The 23,672-nt window shown below is 61.7% G+C and carries 18 protein-coding genes and 1 pseudogene; 12 read left to right on the top strand and 7 right to left on the bottom strand.

All coding sequences use genetic code 11. From position 1 onward, the window contains the following. Positions 1 to 95: 95 nt before the first annotated feature. The gene (locus PPN31114_RS22615; protein WP_150681789.1) at positions 96 to 977 is read left to right on the top strand and encodes a LysR substrate-binding domain-containing protein; all 882 of its coding nucleotides are present in this window, start codon (positions 96 to 98) and stop codon (positions 975 to 977) included. A gap of 60 nt (positions 978 to 1,037) precedes the next feature. Here the strand turns inward: PPN31114_RS22615 and PPN31114_RS22610 are convergent, their stop codons facing one another. Next, positions 1,038 to 2,372, bottom strand: coding sequence for an MFS transporter (locus tag PPN31114_RS22610; RefSeq protein WP_150681788.1), 1,335 nt, complete (start codon positions 2,370 to 2,372; stop codon positions 1,038 to 1,040). 159 nt (positions 2,373 to 2,531) lie between these two features. Between PPN31114_RS22610 and cyoA the strand changes: the two genes are divergently transcribed. The 5 genes from cyoA to PPN31114_RS22585 are packed head-to-tail and all read left to right on the top strand — an operon-like array spanning position 2,532 to position 7,573. Next, positions 2,532 to 3,635, top strand: coding sequence for a ubiquinol oxidase subunit II (gene cyoA, locus PPN31114_RS22605; protein WP_150681787.1), 1,104 nt, complete (start codon positions 2,532 to 2,534; stop codon positions 3,633 to 3,635). A 53-nt stretch (positions 3,636 to 3,688) separates the two neighbouring features. After that, entirely contained in the window at positions 3,689 to 5,692 is a 2,004-nt protein-coding gene (cyoB, locus tag PPN31114_RS22600; protein WP_150681786.1) for a cytochrome o ubiquinol oxidase subunit I, read from the top strand. Continuing rightward, positions 5,685 to 6,353, top strand: a complete 669-nt coding sequence (gene cyoC, locus PPN31114_RS22595) for a cytochrome o ubiquinol oxidase subunit III (protein WP_058375639.1) — start codon at positions 5,685 to 5,687, stop codon at positions 6,351 to 6,353. The genes cyoB and cyoC overlap by 8 nt, the downstream gene beginning before the upstream one ends. Then, positions 6,350 to 6,751, top strand: coding sequence for a cytochrome o ubiquinol oxidase subunit IV (gene cyoD, locus PPN31114_RS22590; RefSeq protein WP_150681785.1), 402 nt, complete (start codon positions 6,350 to 6,352; stop codon positions 6,749 to 6,751). The genes cyoC and cyoD overlap by 4 nt, the downstream gene beginning before the upstream one ends. 12 nt (positions 6,752 to 6,763) lie before the next feature. Continuing rightward, entirely contained in the window at positions 6,764 to 7,573 is an 810-nt protein-coding gene (locus tag PPN31114_RS22585) for an SURF1 family protein (RefSeq protein ID WP_246182705.1), read from the top strand. On the opposite strand, the gene pdxR is transcribed toward PPN31114_RS22585, so the two are convergent. Further along, a complete protein-coding gene (pdxR, locus tag PPN31114_RS22580; RefSeq protein WP_150681784.1) occupies positions 7,542 to 9,023 on the bottom strand; it encodes a MocR-like pyridoxine biosynthesis transcription factor PdxR in 1,482 nt (493 codons plus the stop codon). The genes PPN31114_RS22585 and pdxR overlap by 32 nt on opposite strands. A gap of 164 nt (positions 9,024 to 9,187) precedes the next feature. On the opposite strand from pdxR, the gene PPN31114_RS22575 reads away from it, so the two are divergent. Beyond that, positions 9,188 to 9,847, top strand: a complete 660-nt coding sequence (locus tag PPN31114_RS22575) for a M24 family metallopeptidase (RefSeq protein ID WP_150681783.1) — start codon at positions 9,188 to 9,190, stop codon at positions 9,845 to 9,847. Between the two features lie 560 nt (positions 9,848 to 10,407). Then, on the top strand, positions 10,408 to 12,030 hold the full coding sequence (gene ggt / locus PPN31114_RS22570; RefSeq protein ID WP_370865914.1) for a gamma-glutamyltransferase: 1,623 nt from the start codon (positions 10,408 to 10,410) through the stop codon (positions 12,028 to 12,030). Between the two features lie 122 nt (positions 12,031 to 12,152). Here the strand turns inward: ggt and PPN31114_RS22565 are convergent, their stop codons facing one another. From PPN31114_RS22565 to PPN31114_RS22555, 3 genes and pseudogenes are all read right to left on the bottom strand, one after another. Next, positions 12,153 to 12,797, bottom strand: coding sequence for a methionine ABC transporter permease (locus tag PPN31114_RS22565; protein WP_150681781.1), 645 nt, complete (start codon positions 12,795 to 12,797; stop codon positions 12,153 to 12,155). A 73-nt stretch (positions 12,798 to 12,870) separates the two neighbouring features. After that, positions 12,871 to 13,674, bottom strand: a pseudogene (locus PPN31114_RS22560) (methionine ABC transporter ATP-binding protein); the annotation flags it as partial. 18 nt (positions 13,675 to 13,692) lie between these two features. Continuing rightward, positions 13,693 to 14,532 carry a MetQ/NlpA family ABC transporter substrate-binding protein gene (locus PPN31114_RS22555; protein ID WP_150681779.1) on the bottom strand — a complete coding sequence of 280 codons (840 nt, stop codon included), beginning with the start codon at positions 14,530 to 14,532 and terminating at the stop codon, positions 13,693 to 13,695. A gap of 336 nt (positions 14,533 to 14,868) precedes the next feature. Between PPN31114_RS22555 and PPN31114_RS26480 the strand changes: the two genes are divergently transcribed. Next, entirely contained in the window at positions 14,869 to 16,134 is a 1,266-nt protein-coding gene (locus PPN31114_RS26480; RefSeq protein ID WP_246182704.1) for a serine hydrolase, read from the top strand. A gap of 2 nt (positions 16,135 to 16,136) precedes the next feature. On the opposite strand, the gene PPN31114_RS22545 is transcribed toward PPN31114_RS26480, so the two are convergent. Beyond that, positions 16,137 to 16,919 carry an IclR family transcriptional regulator gene (locus PPN31114_RS22545; RefSeq protein WP_150681778.1) on the bottom strand — a complete coding sequence of 261 codons (783 nt, stop codon included), beginning with the start codon at positions 16,917 to 16,919 and terminating at the stop codon, positions 16,137 to 16,139. Between the two features lie 214 nt (positions 16,920 to 17,133). On the opposite strand from PPN31114_RS22545, the gene PPN31114_RS22540 reads away from it, so the two are divergent. After that, entirely contained in the window at positions 17,134 to 18,576 is a 1,443-nt protein-coding gene (locus PPN31114_RS22540) for an MFS transporter (RefSeq protein ID WP_150681777.1), read from the top strand. Between the two features lie 50 nt (positions 18,577 to 18,626). Continuing rightward, positions 18,627 to 19,073 carry a type II 3-dehydroquinate dehydratase gene (locus PPN31114_RS22535; protein ID WP_150681776.1) on the top strand — a complete coding sequence of 149 codons (447 nt, stop codon included), beginning with the start codon at positions 18,627 to 18,629 and terminating at the stop codon, positions 19,071 to 19,073. Between the two features lie 64 nt (positions 19,074 to 19,137). Here PPN31114_RS22535 and PPN31114_RS22530 read toward each other — a convergent pair whose 3' ends face one another. Next, entirely contained in the window at positions 19,138 to 20,652 is a 1,515-nt protein-coding gene (locus tag PPN31114_RS22530; RefSeq protein ID WP_150681775.1) for an MFS transporter, read from the bottom strand. A gap of 325 nt (positions 20,653 to 20,977) precedes the next feature. Here PPN31114_RS22530 and PPN31114_RS22525 point away from each other — a divergent pair, with 325 nt between their 5' ends. Beyond that, positions 20,978 to 23,083 carry an OPT family oligopeptide transporter gene (locus tag PPN31114_RS22525; RefSeq protein ID WP_150681774.1) on the top strand — a complete coding sequence of 702 codons (2,106 nt, stop codon included), beginning with the start codon at positions 20,978 to 20,980 and terminating at the stop codon, positions 23,081 to 23,083. Positions 23,084 to 23,672 lie beyond the last annotated feature (589 nt).

Here is a 23,672-nt window from a genome sequence, read left to right as displayed (position 1 = left end):
TCATGAGCGGTTTGCATGACACGATTATGTCCCCCACGGATCAACAGAAAATATTAATATTTCTTTTCGATACGTAAAATATTTTTACATCCCAAATGCTCACACTGCGCATGATGAAAACGTTCCGGCTGGTGGCACAAACCGGCTCGTTTGCCGCCGCTGCCGAACGCGCCGCCCTCACGCAGGCGGCCGTGAGTCTGCAAATGCGCGGACTCGAAGACGCCGTGGGTCAGCGCCTGTTCGACCGGCGCGGACGGCAGATCACCCTCACCCGGCAGGGACGCGAACTGTTCCCCCGCGTCGAGCAAATTCTGGCGCTCACCGCCGACCTGACCGCCTCGCCCGTCGATGCCATGCAAGGGCCGGTGACCATCGGCGCCGTGGTGTCGGTGATCGGCGCGCTCTCGCTCGTCGTGGCCGAGTTGAAGACGGCGCATCCCGGGCTCGACGTGCGGCTCACATCGGCGCGCTCGGACGAGTTGACCGATCTCGTCGAACAGGGCGAAGTCGATATTGCGGCGGTCGTCGCCCGTGCGGACGATGCCCGTGCAGACGGTCTGGTGTGGACGCCGCTTTACACCGAGCCGATGGTGATGGTCGTCAATCGCGAGGCCTGGGACACGACACCGCAGGCCGATCCGCAAAGCGTCCTCGATGAACACGCGTTTCTGCGCTTCGACCGGCGTGTGCGCACGGGCATGGTGGTGGAGCAAGCGTTGCGTGCAGCGAAACTGTCCGTCACCGAATATCTGGAGCTGAACTCCATCGAGACGATCGTCGCGCTCGTGCGCAAGAACGTCGGCGTGTCGGTCTTGCCGTTGCTCCATCGCGGCGACTGGCAGGCCGACCCGCTGCTGCGCATCGTGCCGATTGCCGAGCCGCCGTTGCTGCGCACGGTCGGCATGATTCATCGCGAACACGACTCGCGCACTCGCGACATCACTGCGGCCATTGTCGGCATGCTGCATGACGTTTGATGTCTAGAAATGAAACGGCGCGGTCAAAGCCGCGCCGTCGTATTAAGCACACAGAAACCATTAGTCGCGTGTTTCCAACGCTTTGTTGATGCGCAACGCCAACAGCGTGCACACCGTGCCGGAGAGCAGATAGATACTCACGGCAACGAGTCCGAATTCCGCCGACAACCCCAGCGCGACGAGCGGTGCGAACGCCGCGCCGAACAGCCACGCGAAGTCGGTCGTGAGCGCCGCCCCCGTATAACGGAAGCGCTGCTCGAAGTTCGACGTCACCGTCCCCGCCGCCTGCCCGTACGACAATCCGAGCAACCCGAAGCCCACCAGAATGAAGATGTCCTGCCGGGTCGAGCCGCCGCCCATTAGGAACGGTGCGAACAGCGCAAAGATGCCGATGAAGATCGCGAAGAGACCGAGCGTGGTACGCCGCCCGAGGCGGTCGGCAATGCGCCCTGAAATCACCGTGCAAATGATGGCGCTGACGGCACCGCACAATTGCACGATCAACACACTGTCGAGATCTTGCGTGTTTTGCAGAGAAATCCACGACAACGGAAACACGGTCACCAAGTGGAAAAGCGCATAGCTTGCGAGCGCAGCGAACGCGCCGAGGAAGATGTTGTAGCCCTGCGAGCGCACCATCTCTCGCGTGCTGATCGGCTCCAACTGCCCTTCTTCGAGCATCTCGGTGTATTCGTTCGTCACCACCAAGCGCAAGCGTGCAAACAGCGCCACCACGTTCACGGCGAACGCCACGTAGAACGGATAACGCCAGCCCCACGTGAGAAAGTCGTCGCTCTCGAGACTCCAGTGCAGGAACAGGAACAGCCCGCCCGCGATGAGGAAACCGATCGGCGCGCCCAACTGCCCCATCATCGAATACCAGCCGCGACGGTGCGGCGGCGCATTCATCGCGAGCAGTGACGGCAGACCATCCCACGAGCCACCAAAGCCAATACCCTGCACCAGCCGGAAGAACGCCAGCAGCCAGATCGCGCGGTCGCCCAACACGGCGTAACCCGGCAGGAACGCCATGCCCGCCGTCGCCGTGCCCAGCACAAAGAGCGCCGCAGTGAGCTTAACGCTGCGCCCCCAGCGACGCTGCACGGTCATGAAGAGCGCAGTGCCGAACGGGCGCGAAATAAACGCGAAGGAGAAGATCGTGAACGAGTACAGCAGGCCGTGCAGGCCGTCGGCAAACGGGAAGAAAACGTGCGGAAAGACGAGGACGGCAGAAATGCCGAACACGAAGAAGTCGAAGTACTCGGAGGCGCGTCCGACAACCACGCCTACCGCGATTTCCTCAGGGGCAATGCGAGACTTGCTGCCGTGATCGTGCGCAGTCGATGCACTCGGCGAACCGGGTGGGGTCGGCGATTGATGAGCACTGCTTGACATTATCGGACCCCCTTGCGGATCGGGATGACGATGACACTCGTGCCCGAAAAGCATCGCAGGTTACTTGGTTCGACGCTATCGGGTTTACCCTAGTATCTTGCATCGGGGTGTGAAGTCCATGATGGGTCCGGTCCACGGCTACGGTTCATCGATCGCAGCATGACTTCCCCCAAGTTCCTCCGCGGGGTACTTTTGCTCCCCGCCGCCGCTTTGCTGTCCGGCTGCAATACCGTTTTGATGTCGCCTGCGGGCGATCTCGCGGTGCGGCAGCGGGACATCATTATCGTTTCCACCATTCTGATGCTGCTGATCATCGTTCCGGTGATCGCGCTCACACTGATCTTCGCTTGGCGATACCGCGCGTCGAACAAAGACGCCGTCTACACGCCAGAATGGGATCACTCCACACTGCTCGAACTGCTGATCTGGGCCGCCCCCCTGCTCATCATCATTGCGCTGGGTGCCCTCACGTGGGTGAGCACGCACAAGCTCGATCCCTACCGGCCACTTGAGCGAATCGACGCCAAACGCGACATTCCAGCGGACACACGCCCATTAACGGTGCAAGTGGTGGCGATGGACTGGAAGTGGCTGTTCTTCTATCCCGATCAGGGCATTGCCACGGTCAATGAACTGGCTGCGCCGGTCGACCGCCCGATTCGGTTCGAAATCACGTCGACCACGATGATGAATTCGTTCTTCGTGCCCGCCCTCGCGGGTCAGGTCTACGCCATGCCGGGCATGGAAACGAAGCTGCACGCCGTGATCAACAAGCCCGGCGTCTACGACGGGTTCTCGGCCAATTACAGCGGTGCGGGCTTCTCGGGCATGCGCTTCAAATTCCACGGCATGAGCCCCGAGGAATTCGACGCCTGGGTGCAGCAGGTCAAGGCGAAGGGCCAAAACCTGTCGCGCGATAAGTACGAAGCCCTCACGCAGCCGAGCGAATGGGTGCCCGTGCAGTACTACGGCGACGTGGCTCCCGATCTCTATCAAGCGATTCTGAACCGTTGCGTCCAGCCCGGGCAGCCCTGCCTGAAGGACATGATGGATCAGCCCAATCACAAGCATGCAGCCAGCGAAACGAGCGATGGGAAAACCGTCTCGAAGTCGTGGGCAATGCGTGCCCGGAAAACCGATGCGCTGCTGGCCGACGCGTTGTGTACCGCCGACAACACTTCACAGTTTGCAACTCGTCTGAGCGGCGGTCCGCTCGCCGACGCCACGCTGCGGCGTGCGCCCGGCGAAGGGCTCACACAGTGAGGCGCCGCGCGCCCAACCCTCGACAATGACGCGCCCTGCGCGCGAATGATCCTATGCTCGAGCACCTGGACATCGTCAAGCTGATCTTCGGCCGCCTTACGCTGGAGGCCATCCCCTACCACGAGCCGATTCTCCTCGCGACGTTTGCGGGGGTGGCCTTCGGCGGCGTCGTGGTACTGGGCGCGATCACCTACTTCAAACTCTGGGGCTATCTCTGGCGCGAGTGGTTCACGAGCATCGATCACAAGAAGATCGGCATCATGTACGTGATTCTCGGCATCATCATGCTGCTGCGCGGCTTTGCCGACGCGGCGATGATGCGCTTGCAACAGTCGGTGTCGTTCGGCGACAACATGGGGTATCTGCCGCCGCATCACTACGATCAGATCTTCACTGCCCACGGCGTGATCATGATCTTCTTCGTGGCGATGCCGCTTGTCACCGGTCTCATGAACTTTGTCGTGCCGTTGCAAATCGGCGCGCGCGACGTGGCGTTCCCGTTCCTCAACAACTTCAGCTTCTGGATGACCACGAGCGGCGCCGTGCTCGTGATGATGTCGCTCTTCGTCGGTGAATTTGCCCGCACGGGCTGGCTGGCGTATCCGCCACTGTCGGGCATTCTCCAAAGCCCCGACGTGGGCGTCGATTACTACATATGGGCGCTACAGATCGCGGGGGTCGGCACGCTACTCTCGGGGATCAACTTGCTGGTCACCATCGTGAAGATGCGCGCGCCCGGCATGTCGATGATGCGCATGCCGGTGTTCACGTGGACGTCGCTGTGCACCAACGTGCTGATCGTGGCCGCCTTCCCGGTGCTGACCGCCGTGCTCGCCCTGCTCGCTCTTGACCGCTACGCCGGCACCAACTTCTTCACGAACGATCTCGGCGGCAACGCCATGATGTACGTGAACCTGATCTGGATCTGGGGCCACCCGGAGGTCTACATTCTGGTGCTGCCCGTGTTCGGCGTGTTCTCGGAAGTGGTGTCCACCTACTCGGGCAAGCGGTTGTTCGGTTATGCGTCGATGGTGTACGCCACGGTCGTGATTACAGTGCTGTCGTACCTCGTGTGGCTGCACCACTTCTTTACGATGGGTTCCGGCGCTAGCGTGAATTCGTTCTTCGGTATCACTACGATGATCATCTCGATACCGACCGGCGCGAAGATGTTCAACTGGCTATTCACGATGTATCGCGGGCGCATTCGCTTCGAAGTGCCGATGCTCTGGACCATCGGCTTCATGGTGACGTTCGTGATCGGCGGCATGACCGGCGTGCTGCTCGCCGTGCCGCCCGCCGACTTCTCGCTGCACAACGGCCTGTTCCTGATCGCTCACTTCCATAACGTGATCATCGGCGGGGTGATCTTCGGCATCATGGCCGCCATCACTTACTGGTTCCCGAAAGCGTTCGGCTACAAGCTCGATCCGTTCTGGGGCAAGTGCTCGTTCTGGTTCTGGTTCATCGGCTTCTACGTCGCGTTCATGCCGCTGTACCTGCTCGGCCTCATGGGCGTGACGCGCCGGATGAGCCACTTCGACGATATGTCGTTGCAGATCTGGTTCCAAGTGGCTGCCGTCGGCGCGCTGCTCATCGCGCTGGGCATCGGCTGCTTCATCATCCAATTGGTCGTGAGCTACATCCGCCGCGATCAATTGCGCGACGACACCGGTGACCCGTGGAACGGCCGCACGCTGGAATGGTCGACGTCCTCGCCGCCGCCGGTCTACAACTTCGCATTCACGCCGATCATTCACGACAACGACGCTTGGTGGCAGATGAAGCAACACGGCTTCAAGCGGCCCGAGTCCGGCTTCATTCCGATTCACATGCCGAAGAACACCGGCGCGGGCATCATCCTCGCAGGGCTTGCGACGGTGTGCGGCTTCGGGCTCATCTGGCACATGTGGCTGATTGTGATCGTGTCGTTCATCGCGCTCATTGCCACGGCGATCGGACACACGTTCAACTATCACCGCGAGTATTACGTCCCGGCCGATCAGGTCGAACACACGGAGGCAGCGCGCACGCGGCTGCTCGCCCAGCATGTCTGATACGACCGCACCCTTCCCCGTCGGCGGCGCACCGGCCGCAGCGCACACGCCCGCGCCACCGCGCGAGGGCGAACTGCGCTTCATGATGTCGAGCGACTATCACCCGCCCAACGGCACGCTGCTCGGCTTCTGGCTCTACCTGATGAGCGACTGTCTCGTCTTCGCCTGCTTGTTTGCGGCGTACGGCGTGCTGGGACGCAATTACGCGGGCGGGCCGACCGGCGCCGAGTTGTTCGAGTTGCCGCTGGTCGCAGTGAACACCACGTTCCTGCTGCTCTCGTCGATTACGTACGGCTTTGCGATGCTGGAGATGCAGAAGCGCCGCCAAAGCGCGGTGCTGGGCTGGCTAGCGGTCACGGGCGTACTCGGCGCGGCGTTCCTCTCGCTCGAACTCTATGAATTCGCCAACCTCATCCATGAGGGTGCCGGGCCGTGGCGCAGCGCGTTCCTGTCGTCGTTCTTCACGCTGGTGAGCACGCACGGGCTGCACGTGACGTTCGGCATTATCTGGTTGATCACGCTGATGGTGCAGGTCGGCAAGCATGGGCTTACCGCGCCGAATCGCCGCCGCCTGATGTGCCTGTCGATGTTCTGGCACTTTTTGGACGTCGTGTGGATCGGCGTCTTCACGTTTGTCTATCTCATGGGAGTGCTGCCGTGAGTTCGCACGATTCGACGCTGCACGGTGCCGAAGGGCACGACGATGATCACGGTCACGAGGACGAAGGCCCGCACAGCACCTTCCGGGGGTATGCGACCGGGTTCATCCTGTCGGTGGTGCTGACCGCGATTCCGTTCTGGTTCGTGATGGGCGGGGTGTTCGAGAAGTCGAGCACGACGGCGATCATGATTCTGTTTCTGGGCGCCATTCAGATCGTGGTGCACATGATCTACTTCCTGCATATGAACGGGAAGTCGGAAGGCGGCTGGAACCTGCTCTCGCTGATCTTCACGATCGTGCTGGTCGTGATCGCGCTCTCGGGTTCGCTCTGGGTGATGTATCACCTGAACCAAAACATGATGCCGGGTATGATGCAGGATACGAAAAACCTCCCTTGAACGGCATTACCCTTGAGCAGCAGTCAACTTCGTGATTCGGGGGACGCCCAGCGGCGTCCCTCCCCCCTCCGGCTGGTCTTCCTCGGCGTCATCACGCTGGTCCTGATCTCCGTCTTCGTGTCCCTCGGTACGTGGCAATTGCATCGCCGCGCGTGGAAGCTCGAGTTGATCGAGCGCGTGAACACCCGCGTGCATGCGCCACCGGTCGCCGCCCCGACGCGCGCGCAGTGGCCGACGATCAATGCGGCCGATGACGAATACCGGCACATCTCGCTCACCGGCACCTATCAATTCGATAAAGACACGCTCGTGCAGGCTGTCACCGATCTGGGCGGCGGTTATTGGGTGCTCACCCCGCTGCGCACCGCTGACGGCGGTGAAGTGCTCGTCAATCGCGGCTTCGTGCCGCCGGGCTGGAAGGAGGCCGTGCCGCCCGCGCCCGCTGGCGATGTGACGGTGACCGGCCTGCTGCGCATGACGGAAGCCGGTGGCGGTTTCCTGCGCAAGAATTCGCCTTCAGAAAATCTTTGGTATTCGCGCGATGTGGCGGCGATTGCGGCTGCGCGTGGCGTCGCCGATGTTGCCCCGTATTTCGTGGATGCCGATGGCCAACCCGGGACTAGCGCTCGCGCCCTGCCGAATGGCGATGGCGAAGCCACCACCGGCAGTGCCCCGGCACGCGACTATCCGGTCGGCGGGCTCACCGTCGTGCAATTCCCGAACAATCACATGAGCTATATGCTCACGTGGTACGCGCTGGCCATCATGTCGGCAGTCGCCGGATGGTTTGTCATTCGGATGGAATTGCGCTCGCGCCGCTGACGTCGGCTGCGTTGATGACGCTCGCCACCTGTGTCGCCACTTCGACGACCCTCGCGTCGTCGAAGGCGGCATAACCCAGCACCAACCCGGGCACCATGCGCTGTGCCCGGGAAAACTCCCCCAGCCCTTCGACAAAGACGCCCTGCGCCCGCAGGATGGCGACGGTTTGTCGTTCGTCAACGCGTGACGGCAGCCACAGCACAAAGTGAAAGCCCGCATGCTCGCCCGTGACGCGACACGGCACACGCAACTGCGCGCGCAGGGTATCGAGCATCAGATTGCGACGGCGCAGATACACGCTGCGTGAGGCGCGCAAATGCCGGGCGAAATCTCCCGCGTCGATATATCGTGCGAGCGCCATCTGTTCGATCAGACTGTTGGCGCGTCCCGACGCCGAGCGCAAAGCAGCAATACGCGGCAACAGCGCCGGTGGCGCGAGCAAGAAGCCGATGCGCAGCGACGGAAATAACGACTTGTTGAAGCTGCTGCAATGGATCACACGCCCGTGGGTGTCGATCGCTTTGAGCGCGGGCAGTGGCGCACTGCCGTAACTGAATTCGCTGTCGTAATCGTCTTCGATGATCCACACGTCGCGCGCCTCGGCCCACGCCAGCACCTGCATGCGGCGGTTGATCGACATCGTGGTGCCGAGCGGAGCTTGATGCGCGGGCGTCACGTAGGCAATGCCCGGACGGCCGGTGCTATTCGCCGCGTCCGGGCAAAATCCCTCGTCATCGACCGGCATCCCAATGCAACGCTCGGGCGGCGCGCCGATCAGCGACGCTAGATTCTTGTAACCGGGATCTTCGAGATAAAACGTCGTGTCCGCATCCGCCAGCACGTCGGTCACAAGATCGATGGCATGGCGAATGCCCGTGGTGACGACGATGTGGTCTGCATCGCAGGCAATGCCGCGCGTGACGCGCAAATAGCGGGCGATGCTCTCGCGCAACGGCGCATAGCCGCGCGGATCGGTGTCGGCAAGGTCCGCCGAAGTCACCGTGCGCAACGCGTAATTCATGTGGCGACGCCACGCAGGCAGTGAAAACAGCGAAACGTCCAACGAGCGGCCGGTCTTCAGCGATAACGCCGCTGCCGTTTCGGGCAATAGCGAAGCCATCGCTGGCTCAGTGGGGGCGTGTGCGCCCGCCTCCCCTTGTGCCGCTTTCGACGGTGCCCCCAGATCGGCAACCACTTCGGTGCCTGCGCCCACGCGGCTCGCGACGTAGCCCTCAAGCGTCAGTTGCTCGAACGCCAACTCGACGATGCCCCGCGATACGCCCCAGCGCTCGGCCAGCGTGCGCGTGGACGGCAGCCGGTCGCCGCGTCGCAATTCTCCCGCCACGATGCGCTCGCGCACACAGCGGTAGACCCACGCCTGCCGGGTTTCCTTCTCCCGCCGCCCGGTGAGCGGCAGTTCGAGCGATTCGCTTAGGTGACGTCGGCGCATGGCGATGATCGAGGGTGAACAGCAAAGTGGCCCAATTTACCCGGCGGGAAATGGCGCTTCGAATTATACAAGTTAGCCATTATGCTTATCGCCATGACGCTTGCGCCGGGGACGCCGGTTAAGCAAGCGCTCCCCACAAGTGGTGAATTCAACGGAGAAACGAGATGGAGTTGGCTCAAAGAGAAGCCGTCGGGGCAAAGTTCAGCGCCGCCGCCATGCAGCGTGCGCAGGCCCTCACGTGGGACGCCACCGAGAAGATCGCGGCCCTCATCAAGCCCGGTATGCGCGAGTCGGAAGCCATTACCGCCAGCAAGGCGCTATTGGGCCAACTGGGCATGGATCGCATCTGGCATCCGGTGCTGATTCGCTTCGGCAAGAACACCCTGCGCACGTTCAGCGAGCGTAGCGACGACGATCCGGTGCTCGGCGACGACGACATCTACTTCATCGACATCGGCGTGGTGTTCGGCGCGCACGAAGGCGATTGCGGCTTCACGCGCACCACGGGCAGCGACCCCGAAATGCAGCGCTGCGCCGACGACGCCAAGCGCTTGTTCGAGATCGTGCAAGCGCACTGGCGCACGGAAGGCGTCAGCGGTCAGGCGCTCTACGACTACGCCAAGGCGCAGGCCGAAGCGCTCGGCTGGGTGCTGAACCTCGACATCAAAGGCCATCGCGTGAGCGACTTCCCGCATGCCATCTACAAGGCAGGCCGCCTCGCCGATCTGACCGACACGCCGAGCGGCGGGCTGTGGATTCTCGAGATCCAGATCGCCCACCCGACGCGGCCGTTCGGCGCGTTCTACGAAGACCTGCTCGTTTGAGTTGCACGACCTCCGCCTAGTCACGGCTAGGCCGGATTTTCCGCTGTCAAATTGGCGTGGCGACGATGCAACATCACCGCAGCGTTTAGCCACGCCAACCCCATCGTTTCGGCGTACAAACTCTCGCGCCAATCTGACCCCATATAGCATCCGACGCTTACCCGCGAAGGGTTTCGCGCACTCTCGCCATTTGTCCAGTGCCACACCAAGATGCGCCGTGGCCCGTCCTCCGGACTTTTGACGCATCTTTCCCCAATTACGCAATTTGCGTTACCTTTTCGATTGCCGACGGAACTTTTCCGCACGACGGCAATAAGGCAGCGGAGACATCGCCCCCCCGACGGTGCCAGCCTAAGGCACCCGTCAGTTCGAGCGAGCTGCCCGTCCGTGCGAGCGTCGCGCGCGCAACTCAGCAGTTCCCTTATGTCGCTCAATCGCTCAAGAACAGAAAGACGATGAAAAATCAAACCTTCTCCAAAGCGCTTCTGGCCACAGCCTTAAGCTGTGCGCTGTTCAACGTTCATGCGGCGTCGAAAGCCCCCGTGGGCGCCGAGAACGGCATGGTCGTGACCGCGCAACATATCGCATCGAAGGTCGGCGTCGAAGTGCTCAAGTCCGGCGGCAACGCGATCGACGCGGCCGTGGCCGTGGGCTATGCGCTGGCCGTGGTGTACCCGGCAGCGGGCAACATCGGCGGCGGCGGTTTCATGACGATTCAACTCGCCGACGGCCGCAAGACCTTCCTCGACTTCCGCGAGAAAGCCCCGCTGGCCGCCACCGCGAACATGTACCTCGACAAGGACGGCAACGTCATCAAGGGCGCCTCCACCACCGGCTATTTGGCCGTAGGCGTGCCGGGCACCGTGTCGGGCATGGAATACGCACGCGAGAAGTACGGCACGAAGACGCGTCAACAACTGATCTCGCCCGCGATTACGCTGGCCGACAAGGGCTTCGTGCTCGATCAGGGCGACGTCGACATGTTGTGGACGTCGACCAAGGATTTCGAGAAAGATCGCGCCAACTCGGGTGCCATCTTCCTGAACAAGGGTCAGCCGTTCCAGCCGGGCGAGCGTCTGGTGCAAAAGGATCTCGCGCGCACGCTGCGCCTGATCAGCGCCAAGGGAACCGACGGTTTCTACAAGGGTGAAGTGGCCAGCAAGCTGGTCGCCTCGATGAAGGCAGGCGGCGGCATCATTACGCAGGCCGACCTCGACCAGTACAAGACGCGCGAACTGGCCCCGGTGGAATGCGATTACCGCGGCTATCACGTGGTCTCGGCCCCGCCCCCGAGCTCGGGCGGCGTGGTGATCTGCGAGATCATGAACATTCTCGAAGGCTACCCGATGAAGGAACTGGGCTTTCACTCGGCCCAGGGCGTGCACTACACCATCGAAGCCATGCGTCATGCCTACGTCGACCGCAACAGCTATTTGGGCGATCCGGACTTCGTGAAGAACCCGCTCGCGCACCTGCTCGACAAGGACTACGCCGCGAAGATTCGTGCCGCGATCAACCCGCAAAAGGCTGGAATCTCGCAAGAGATCAAGCCGGGTGTGCCGCCGCATGAAGGCAGCAACACGACGCACTACTCGATCGTCGACAAGGACGGCAATGCTGTGTCCGTCACCTACACGCTGAACGACTGGTTCGGCGCGAAGGTCATGGCCAACGGCACGGGCGTGCTGCTCAACGACGAGATGGACGACTTCACCGCCAAGGTGGGCGTGCCTAACATGTACGGCCTGATTCAAGGTGAAGCAAACGCCATCGGCCCGGGCCGTCGCCCGCTGTCGTCGATGAGCCCGACCATCGTCACCAAGGATGGCAAGACGGTGATGGTTGTCGGTACGCCGGGCGGTAGCCGCATCATTACGGCCACGCTGCTCACGATGCTCAACATGATCGACTACGGCATGAACCTGCAAGAAGCCGTGGACGCACCGCGCTTCCATCAGCAGTGGATGCCGGAAGCGACCAACATCGAAGCATTCGCTTTGAGCCCGGATACGCAGAAGATTCTCGAGAGCTGGGGCCAGAAGTTTGCTGGCCCGCAACCGGCGAATCACGTCGCTGCGATTCTGGTCGGTGCCCCGTCGCTGGGCGGCAAGCCGATCGGCAAGAACCGCTTCTACGGCGCTAACGATCCACGCCGCAATACGGGTCTGGCGCTCGGGTATTGATGACCTGACGCCTGATCGGACCGTCGCCGGTTCGATCGCTGTATGACGATGGGGCCGCCTGAATCAGGTGGCCCCATTTTTTTGCGTGCGGGTTTGCGTGCGGGTTTGCGTGCGTGTTGGCGTTAGCGGCGATGATCGACGCGGCGTGCGAGGCGTTCGCCCGCAAACTGCACGAACGTTACGAGCGCTACGAGGATGATGATCACGTTGAACATCACGCTGGTTTCATACCTTTCGTAGCCGTACCGCACGGCCAGATCGCCAAGGCCGCCTGCGCCAACCGCACCTGCCATGGCGGATGCACCGACCATCGCAATCACGGTCACCGTAGCGCCGCCGAGAATGGCTGGCAGCGCCTCGGGCAACAGTACGTGACGAACGATATGCCAACGGCGGCAGCCCATCGCGCGCGCCGCTTCGATCAGCCCCGGATCGATCTCGCGCAACCCCACTTGCGTGACACGCGCGAAGAACGGAATCAAATGCACGGCCAGCGGAACCACGGCGGCCCAAGTGCCCATCGTCGTGCCGACCAGCCAGCGCGTAACCGGCAGCAACGCCACGAGAAGAATGATGAACGGCACCGCGCGAAACAGGTTCACGACGACCGACAGCGCACGATTGAACCGCGGGCGCGGCACGAGCCCACCCGGAGCGGTGAGGACCAAGACCACGGCAATCAGCATGCCGACGGCGAAAACGATGGCGCAGGCGCTGGTGACCATCAGCAAGGTCTCGCCAAGCGCGCGCAGATATTTGTCGATCATGATGTGATGTCGCGAAGAATATTCAGACGGCGCGCTGACGGGCGGCGACGCCTGCGGCGCGCCCTTGCCAAGCGTGTTGCAACGGGCGCAGTAGCGCGCGTGTGGCCTCGGCCAGCGGGTTCGCAAACACTTCGTCTACCGGGCCCAGTTCGGCAATGCGTCCCTGATCGAGCACCAGCACGCGGTCGCACGCTTGATGGATCACGCCCATGTCGTGGGTAATCAGCACGACCGTCAGGCCAAACTCACGTTGTACGTCGCGCAGCAGCGTGAGGATCGCGTCGGTGGTTTCGGGGTCGAGCGCTGACGTGGCTTCGTCGCACAGCAGAATTTCCGGCCGGTGGACGAGCGCGCGCGCAATGCCCACGCGTTGCTTCTGGCCGCCCGAGAGCATGGCCGGATAAGCGTCGGCCTTACCGGTCAGCCCGACCAGCGACAGCAGTTCGTTCACACGCGGTGCGATTTGCGCTTTCGGCACGCCTGCCACGCGCAGCGGCAAGGCCACGTTCTCGAAGACGGTCTTCGCCGAAAGCAAGTTGAAGTGCTGGAAGATCATGCCCACGCGCTGACGCAGGCCGACGAGGGCGTTTTCATCGAGTGTTGCGACGTCGACGCCGTCGACCTTCACGTGCCCTTCGCTCGGCACTTCAAGCGCATTGATCGTGCGCAACAGTGTGGATTTCCCCGCACCGCTGCGACCGATGATGCCGAAGCTCTCGCCGCGCTGCACCGCAAACGAGACGTCATGCAGTGCCGCGCTCGATGCGCCCGGGTAGACCTTGCCCAGTGCATCGAACGTGATGTGGGCGATCTCTCGCGGGGCGGCGGTCGGCAAGCGGGTGACCGGGGCGGCGGCGGGCTGTCGGGGCGTCGTCATCGTGTTTTTTCCTTGGGATCAGAACGCTGGGACAACCGAGCCCTGATACTTCGTCTCGATGAACTTGCGCACTTCCTCCGACTGATAAGCCTTGACGAGGGGTGCGACCCACGCCGCGTTCTTGTCCTTTTCGCGCACGGCAATGATGTTCACGTACGGATTGTTTTCGCGCTTTTCCACGGCAATACCGTCACGCGTGGCGATCAGACCGGCTTGATACGCGAAGCTGTTGACGATGGCCGACGCATCGACGTCGGGCAGCGAGCGCGCGAGCACGACCGACGCGCTTTCGATGAAGTCGAGTTTGCGCGGGTTAGCCGTGACATCGGCCAGCGTGGCAGTACCGGTGTAGGGATCGAAGCCGTCGCGCAGTTTGATCAGGCCGTGATCGCGCAGGATGACCAGCGCGCGGGTCTGGTTGCTCGGATCGTTCGGCAGGCCGATCTTGGCGCCGACCGGCAAGGACTCGAGCGACTTGTATTTCTTCGAATAGAAGGCGATGGGCGAGATGAGCGTGTCGCCCACGGCGACGATTTTGTAGCCGCGTTGCTTCACCTGATCGCGCAGAAACGGAATGTGCTGGAACGAGTTGGCATCGAGGTCGCCGCTATTGAGCGCTTCGTTCGGGCTGGCCGTGCCGGTGACGACGACCGTCTCGACGTTCAGGCCGCGCGATTTCGCCACCTTCGTCACCACTTCCCAGATCTCTTCGTCCACGCCACCGCGCACGCCGACTTTGAGCGGCTTGTCGGCAGCGACTGCGCTTGTGGAGCCGAGTGTGCCGATTGCACCGAAAGTGCCGATGGCCAGTGCGAGCGAGAGACCGCCGAGCAGGCGAGAGAATTGGCGGCGTTGCATGTTGCGTCCCCTTGAAGTGATAACGTTGGTATTGGATGTGCCTGATGCAGGCGAACGGACAGTCTAGGAAGTGGCCGTGGGGAGCGTCCAATAACCAATTTCGGAAAGCTAATTCGCGTGGGCACGCGGAGCTTTCATGCGCGCGGGCATCGTCACTTGTAACTTTTTGTAATACGGCACGAGAAAACTCAGGAACTCCTCGGGCGAGCGTCGTCCAACTGGGATTCCCCAAGTGTTGCGCTTGTGTCTCGTGCCGCGTGCATTGTCGCGCGTTGCGCGCGATGGTTTCTTTTGCACGCAACTGCCGCCCGCCTCTTTTTCCGGAACCGCTCGAAGATGTCTGCCCTGTGGTACCCAGCATTGCCCGATCTGTTCAACCCCGCATTACCGCGCTTGTATCGCATGCCGCCACGTGTGGTCGCGCTCGCGCGCTTAATGCTCTTTGGCATTGTGTTGCTCATTGCGGGGCTGCCTGTGAGCGATGCGCTCGGCGCGACCGCGCATCAGACGAGTACAGGAAAACGTCGGCAGGAAGCGACGAAGAAGAAAAAGGCGGCAGCGAAGGTGTCGGCGAAGAAGCCTGTTAAGAAGTCGGCGACAAAGTCGCCTACAAAGTCGGGCGCGAAGGCATCGAGTCACAAAGGCAAGACCGGCGCCGCGGCGAGTCGGACGCGAAACCCCACGGCGGGCACACGGGCACAGGCGTCGCGTAAGGCAACGCCACCGCCACGTGTCGCAAAAGCCGTCAAGCGCGCGCCACCTGCCGCTGCTGCCGCCACGCAAGCGTCGAGCGCCAAGCAAGTCAGCACCGACGCGCAACCTCGTCTGCTAGCGCGTTGCGGTTTCACGCCCGCTTCGCGCAAACGGCTGTTTTCTCGCGCGGTTTATATCGTCGATGAGAAAACCCACACGCCACTCTTCGCTCAGAATGCCGATCGAGTGATGCCGATTGCTTCGCTCTCGAAACTGATGACGGCCGTCGTGTGGCTCGACAATCGGCCATCGATGCGGCAGTCACTCACCGTCACGAGCGACGATCTCGATACGCTGAAGTTCACCCACTCGCGCCTCGCCGTGGGCTCGACGCTCACACGCAGCGACATGCTGCATATCTCACTGATGGCCTCGGAAAACCGCGCCGCGGCCGCGATGAGCCGTGATTACCCGGGCGGGCGTCCGGCGTTTATCTCTGCGATGAATGCCAAGGCACGAGCGCTCAATATGCCGAATACGCGCTTCGAGAATTCCACCGGGCTGTCGCCGCGTAACGTCTCGACCGCCCGTGAACTCGCGCGACTGGTGCGCGCATCGAATAACTATCCGCTGATTCGCCGCTATTCGATCGACCATCAGCAACTCGTCCGCACGGGCAAAGGCCAGTTGCAGTACGTGAATACCAATCGACTGGTGCGCTATGGCAAGGTGAACGCGAGCGTGCAGAAGACTGGCTTCATCAATGAGTCGGGGCACAACATGGTCATGCGCGTGATGGTGCACAAGCGTCGCCCCGTCATCGTCACGATGCTCGGCAGCGACACGCCCGAAGGCTCACGCCTCGACGGCGTGCGCATCGCGCATTGGTTGTCGTGTTCGTTGAAGTGAGTTCAGCTGATTCGCTCGAACAGCGGTGACGAGTGGCTTGCCGCGGCAAGTTCCGACGCCGCCGCGAGCAACGCGGGACCGAGCCGCGCCATGCGGGCCTCGTCGAGTCGCACCAGCGGCCCCGCGATACTGATGACGCCCAGCGCCGGATAGCCTCGACGCAAAATCGGGGCGGCCATTGCGGTCATGCCCGGCGCGAATACTTCGTTGATCGTCGCGTAGCCGCGTTGGCGCGCGGCATTGAGAAACGTCAGCAACCCCTGCACGGTCGTCGGCGCATTCGGGCCGTAGTCCTTCGGTTGCCCGAATCCCTGACGGCTCACTAACGCCATCGCGCGCTCGTCGCTCATCGTCATCATCCACGCGTGACCAGTGGCCGAGCATGACAGCACGGTGTCCATGCCCATATCCGGGTCGTACTTCAGCCCCTTCATCGCCCCCTGCGCTTTCGCGACCCACGTGAGGCGATCGCCGTCGACGATGGCCAATCGCACCAACTCGCCCGACGTCTCTGCCAAGCGATCGAGAATCGCCTGCGCCATATCGACGATGCCCGACGTGCTGAGAAAGCTCAGTCCCAGTCCCACTAACTTCGTTGTCAGCACGTAGTCGCCATGTTCGCGCAACTGGCGCACATAGCCGAACGATTTCAAGTCGGTGAGCAATCGGTGGCAGGCACTGCGGGGAATGTCGAGTTCGTCGGCGATGAAGGCCAGCGGCGTGCCGCCCACTTGCTGGGCCAGCAACTCCAGAATCGCGAGGGTGCGCTCCATCACGCCGTTCATAACGTCTCCATGTTTCGATTTTTCCGCATTGTGGCATGTGATTCCAGTCTGGAATAGTGTTCCATTAACATCACTAAGATCGGCATTGCCAGCCCGGGACACGCCCGGGCGGCCCCCGCCCTCGCCGCGCGCTTCTGGCAGATGCCGATTTCCTCGGTGCCGCGCGACTGCGACGATGGGGCATGACGACAGATCAAATAGTCAGGAGACAGGCATGACACACGTAGCGACCTCTGCGTCGGACGCGTCGATGCAGACACGGGCGGTCACGGCCGCGACCATCGGCACCGCGCTCGAATGGTTCGACTTCACTTTGTATGGCGCGCTGGCGGCGACCTTGCTGCCGAAGTTGTTCTTCCCCGCGATGGAGCCGACGTCGGCCCTGCTCGCCTCGCTCGCGACGTTTGGCGTTGGGCTGGCAGCGCGGCCGCTGGGCGCTGTCATTTGCGGTTCGCTCGGCGATAAGTTCGGGCGACGCAATTTGATGCTCGCCACGGTATCGGTGATGGGCGTGGCGTCGGTGCTCATGGGCTTGTTGCCCACCTACGCGCAAATCGGCGTGTGGGCGCCGATTCTGCTGGTCGTGCTGCGCATCGTGCAGGGCTTTGCACTGGGCGGCGAATCGACCGGCGGACAACTCATGGCGATTGAACACGCTAGCCCGGACCGGCGCGGCAGGTATTCCGGCTTGCTGGGCATTTGCTCGCCGGTCAGCCAGATTCTCGCTAACGCGGCGCTGTTCGGGTTGTCTGCGTCGCTATCGGCGGAAGCGTTCGAGTCGTGGGGATGGCGCGTGCCGTTCGTGCTGAGCTTTCTGCTAGTGATTGTCGGTGTGTATATCCGGCTGAAAGTGCATGAAACACCAGCGTTTGCCGCGATGAAGCAGGCAAAGCAGGTCGTGAAGGTGAGCAACCCGCTGCGCGATGCGGTGCGTCTGCACTACAAGCCGCTCATTCGCTGGACGCTGTTCTTCTGCGGCCCTGCGGCGATCTTCTATCTCATCGTGGTGTTTTCGCTGAGCTACATCACCAAGACGCTCGGTGTGCCGAAACAGACGGCATTCATGTTGCTGATGGGCGCGAACATCTTCGCGATTTTCGGGGCGCTGCTCGGTGGCACGTTGAGCGATCGGATCGGGCGCAAGAAAGCACTGGCAATCGGTTCTTGCGCCACGTTGCTGATCTCGCTCGTGTACTTCTCTGTGCTCGATACGCGCAGCTTCGTGCCGATGCTGTTGATCATGGGGCTCTTTCTCGGCTTCACGCAGTACCAGAGCGGTATTCAACCGGTGGCGTTCGCGGAAGCGTTTCCGACCAATGTTCGCTACTCAGGCTCGGCGCTGGCCTACACCGGCGCCAATCTGTTGACCGGCGGCCCGATGCCGATGGTCTCGGTGTGGCTGCTCTCCATCAGCAACGGTTCGCCGTGGGCCGTCGTGGCGTTATGTGCGGTGCTCAATCTGATTTCGCTTGCCGCCATTTTGATTGGGCCGGAGACGCGTGGCATCGACATGAACCGGACCGACTCGACGCAAGTGCTTACCGGAGATGTTGTGGACGCGACGACGCTTGCTAATGCGAACCACGCCAGCAGCACGGCCAACGCCTCGCGCGTCACCTCCGCCGACAGTGCGCACGGCATGCGCAATAGCCATTAATGGCCATGGCCATTGAAGATTTGTCTTTCACAGGAACTGCATTCACCACCATGTCCGATCTCGTCTACATCCTTAACGGACCGAACCTCAATATGCTCGGCAAGCGCGAGCCGCATCTCTATGGGCGCACCACGCTCGCTGAGATCGAGGCGACTGCGCGATCGGTGGCTTCACAGTTGGAATTGCGTTGCGAGTTCCGGCAGACAAATAGCGAAGCCACGATGATCGACTGGTTGCAGGAAGCGTTTGAGGCCGGTGCGGGCGTCATCCTGAACCCGGCCGGCTTCTCGTTTCGGTCAATTCCTGTCCTCGACGCGGCAAAGCTGATCGAGCGTCCGCTGATCGAGGTGCATATCACTAACATCCACAAGCGCGACGAAATTTATCGGCATTCGCTGATTTCGAGCGTAGCGACGGGAGTGATCTGCGGACTCGGCGTGCAGTGCTACCCACTAGCACTGCACGCGATGGCTGGGATGCTCAGAGCAGCGCGTTAAGTTGATGTGTTAGCACGGCGTGGGCGATGTGCCGACGCCGTGCTGTCGCTGTGCCGAGATCGTATTAACGTGAGCGGGCGTGCCAGCGTCCCCAGGCGGCCGTGGCAATCAGCAGAATGGCTGCCGCCGCGATCACGGCGTTGAACCCTTGATCGAAGGCGGTATTCGCTAGACGCGTCAGCGACTCGGCGAGTGCTGCCGGTAGTTGCTCTGCGACGAGTTGGGCTTCATCCAGGCTATCGCGCACAACGCTCGGCAATGCGTCGGTTTGCGGCACTTGCATGCCGCGCGCGTAGACGAACGACAGCAAGCTGCCCATGAACGTCACGCCCAACGCGCCACCGAGTTCGTACGACACTTCCTCGACGGATGCCGCCATCCCGGCGCGCTCTGGCGGTGCGCTCTGCATGATGGTGCTCGATGCGGCGGTCATCGTTGCGCCGACACCGAAGCCGAGAATCGCCAGCGTGACGATCGATGGCATCAACCCCATATCGCGCACGAACAGATAGCCCGCCATGCCGACACCCGAAATCAGCAACGCGATCGGCAGCATGCGCGCGCCACCCAAGCGCGGCAGCAGGCGGCCAGCAATCGGTCCGGCGACGAACGCCGCGAGCGGCAACGGCACGATGGCCCAACCGGCTTCGAGCGGCGAGTAGCCGAGCACCAGTTGCAGGCGTTGGCTGAACACCAACTCCATGCCGATCAGCGATGCCGACGCGACCAACGCGGCCACTACCGCGCTCGCAAACGCCGGGTTACGGAACAGCTTGAAGTCGAGCAATGGATGAACGCTGCGTTGTTGTCGGCGCACAAAAGCGGCCAGAAACACCACGCCGATAACCAGTGCCACGCCGACTGTCGACCAGTCGGGCGACGGCTTGCCCGCCGTCTTAATCGCATAGGTCACACCGACCAAACCCACCATGAAGAGCAGCGAACCTAACCAGTCCCACGGCTGGGTCGACGTCGCGCCACCCTTCGGGATCAGCCAAAGCGCGAGCGGCAGCGCCAGCAATACGATCGGCACGTTGATCAGGAAAACCGAGCCCCACCAGAAGTGTTCGAGCAACGCGCCGCCCACGACCGGGCCGAACGCGGCACCGCCCGAGGCAACCGACGCCCAAATGCCGATGGCGAGCGCACGTTCGCCCGAATCGCTAAACGTAATGCGGATGAGGGACAGCGTGGCGGGCATCATCATCGCCGCGCCGACGCCAAGCAGCGCGCGGGCAGCGATCAACAGGTTGGCATCGGGCGAGAAGGCGGCCACCAGCGAGGCGATGCCAAACACGGCGAGTCCGGCGATGAAGAGACGTTTATGACCCAAGCGGTCGCCGAGCGTGCCCATGCCGAGCAACAGACCGGAGACGACAAGCGCATAGGCATTGACGATCCACAGCTTGGCGGAGGCCGTCGCTGCCAGATCGTGGGTCAACCGCGGCAGTGCCGTGTAGAGCACCGTCATGTCGATCACGATGAGCAGCAGCGCCACCGAAACGATCGCGAGTACCAACCAACGACGACGGTCGTTGGTTTGAGGTACCGGATGCGAAGAGGTATGCAGACTGGACATCGAAGAACTCCTTTTTGCGCCGATCCCGTTGTGTTTGCCTTGGTGAATCAGCGCTTTGTTATTACCAAGGGAAAACCCGGATCATCCATCATTAAATGAATTAGGAAAAGTTAGATTCCATCCGGAAAGTAGATGGGTATGCGGTGTATTGGGCGGATTATTGCGGTGAATGGTTTTTTGCATCGCATGGGTGAGGTGCCTTGGGATTTAGAAATGAGATTCGAACGGGCCGACTATCGCGGCCGTCAAGACTGGCGGCATGCCAGCCGGACGCATACAATCTGCGCCACATTCCCATCGGGCGAAAATCCCCCCATTCGTACACATGGCATCTCAACCGACTCGTATTCCCGATGCAGTATCGCTACCCGAATTAACGGTACGCGGCGTGATTCTCGGCGCACTGATCACCGTAGTGTTCACCGCCTCTAATGTTTATCTCGGCCTGAAAGTCGGCCTCACGTTTTCCTCATCTATTCCGGCGGCAGTTATCTCGATGGCGGTGCTGCGCGCACTGCGTGGCGGCAATATCCTCGAGAACAATATGGTGCAGACGCAGGCGTCTGCGGCTGGCACGCTGTCATCGATCATTTTTGTGTTGCCAGGCCTGCTGATGATCGGCCATTGGCAAGGTTTTCCATTTGGTTTGACGCTGGCGATTTGCGCGTCAGGCGGCATTCTCGGCGTGCTTTTCACCATTCCGTTGCGTCGCGCAATGGTGGTCGATAGCGATCTGCCTTATCCGGAAGGTGTGGCAGCGGCTGAAATTCTTCGTGTGGGTAGCGAGGGGGACGATGTTTCGGCTTCGACTAACTCGGCAAAGTCGACGGAGCGAGCGACTGATCGTCATGCTAATCAGCCGTCGAAGGCCGATGGCGGCAGTGGCGTACGTGAGATTGCTTTCGGTGGCGTCGTGTCTGCGTTGTTCGCGTTTGCCACGAACGGCTTGAAGATCTTCGGCGAAAGCATTACTGCGTGGGTGCCAGCGGGTACGGCGGTCTTTCGACTGACGAGTGGTTTTTCGCTGGCACTGATCGGCGCGGGCTACTTGATCGGAATCGTGTCCGGTCTCGCGATTCTGCTCGGCATTGTGTTGAGCTGGGGCATCGCGGTGCCGATTCTTACGTCGATCACGCCGAACACCGATGGGCAGGCGATGGCTGCCTTTGCCAACGGACTGTGGCAGCACAAGGTGCGATTCATCGGTGCGGGCACGATTGGCGTTGCCGCCGTGTGGACGCTGATTACGCTCTTCAAGCCCATGGTCGAAGGTGTCAAGACGTCGTTCACCGCGCTGGGACAGTCGCGGGCTCGCGGCACTGGCGCCAAGGTCGGCCGTACGGAACAAGACCTCTCGCCGCGCTGGGTGATCGGCCTGACGCTCGTTTGTGTGGCTGTGTGGGTGGTGACGTTCGGCGTATTCCTCTCTGATGCGCCGTTGTCGGCCGGTGGCATTGCGACGTTGGTCGCGTGCAGCGTGGTGTTTGCGGTCGTGTTCGGCTTCTTGGTTGCCGCGGCTTGCGGCTACATGGCGGGTCTGGTGGGGTCGTCGGCAAGTCCGATTTCCGGCATCGGGATCGTAGCTGTGGTGTTGGTGTCGCTGTTGATTCTGAGTGTGAGCCAAGCAAGCGGCCTGCTCGACACGACGGGCGGTGGCAAGTTGGCCATTGCGCTGGCGCTGTTCACGACGGCGGCCGTGATCGCGATCGCCACGATCTCGAACGACAACCTGCAAGATCTGAAGACGGGGTGGCTGGTCGGGGCGACACCGTGGCGTCAGCAGGTGGCGCTGTTGGTGGGCTGCGTTGTCGGTGCTGCGGTGATTCCGCCGGTGTTGAATCTGCTCTATAACGCGTATGGCTTCACCGATGCGCTGCCGCGCGCTGGGATGGATCCGTCGCAAGCGCTGTCGGCGCCGCAAGCCATTCTGATGACCGCGATCGCCAAGGGCATCTTCACGCATCAGTTAGATTGGTCGATGCTCGGCATTGGCGCGATTCTGGGACTGGTGCTAATTGGGATCGATGCCGCGCTGGCCAAACGCGGTGGTGTTGCACGCTTGCCGGTGATTGCGGTGGGTATCGGCGTGTATCTGCCGCCGACGATCGGCTCGGCACTGGTGATCGGTTCTGTGTTGGGTTGGATTTCGCATCGAGTCACGAAGGCGCGAGCGAAGGCTCACGGCAAGGACTTTGGTCCGTATGCGGAAGCGGCAGAACGCCGTGGCGTGTTGCTGGCATCGGGCCTGATCGTGGGTGAAAGCCTCGTCGGTGTCGCCATGGCGATGGTCGTGGGCTTTACCGGCTCGGATGCACCGTTGGCGATTGTCGGCAGCGGCTTTGCAGCGACCGCAGACTGGTTGGCATTCGTCGCATTCGCTGCGGTATGCGTTGTGCTAGTTCGCCGCGTGTTGGCAGCGGTTCCGCGGTAATTCAAGGTAGTTAGTAAAGCTCGGTCGGGTGGTGGTGACGTCCACACCTGACCAGTGCGGCATTTAACTGATGCCTACGTAGAACTAGTGTTTGGCAGCAGTTGTTGTAACGTTCAGCTCCATCCTTCGGCGCGTCTGCGTCGTATCCTCGTCATTTCCCCCGTCGTATTCTCGTTTTACTCCCGTCGTATCGCCGTAACACCTCCTGTTAGCACCATGCTTTGCAAGACATCTCGAGATGAGTTCGTCTGCGCGTAGCTCAATGCGACTGTTTTCTCCGACGAATAGCGCTTTGCCCCGTGTACGGAACGACCCCGATGAGGCTTTCCATTAGTGCTGCTTGCGTCGATTTTGCACGTGCCCGATCAAATGTCTAGATCGAGTAGTGGCTATACAGGGGAAGATAATGAAGGGGGATGCGGTCTGCGCCGGGTTCGCCTAACAAGCGATATCAGATGAGGAATGCCGGGCAAGCAATGCGGGCGAAATCACGGCTTACGCACATCCAATGCGAAGCCAATTCCGCTTGTGCAAAGCAAAAACCCCTTGCTACTTTGGTAGCAAGGGGTCTTTAGGGGAGCCTGACGAT

The sequence above is a fragment of the Pandoraea pneumonica genome, assembly GCF_902459645.1.
In the GTDB taxonomy this organism is placed as follows: domain Bacteria; phylum Pseudomonadota; class Gammaproteobacteria; order Burkholderiales; family Burkholderiaceae; genus Pandoraea; species Pandoraea pneumonica.
This window is presented reverse-complemented; position numbering and strand designations above follow the sequence as displayed.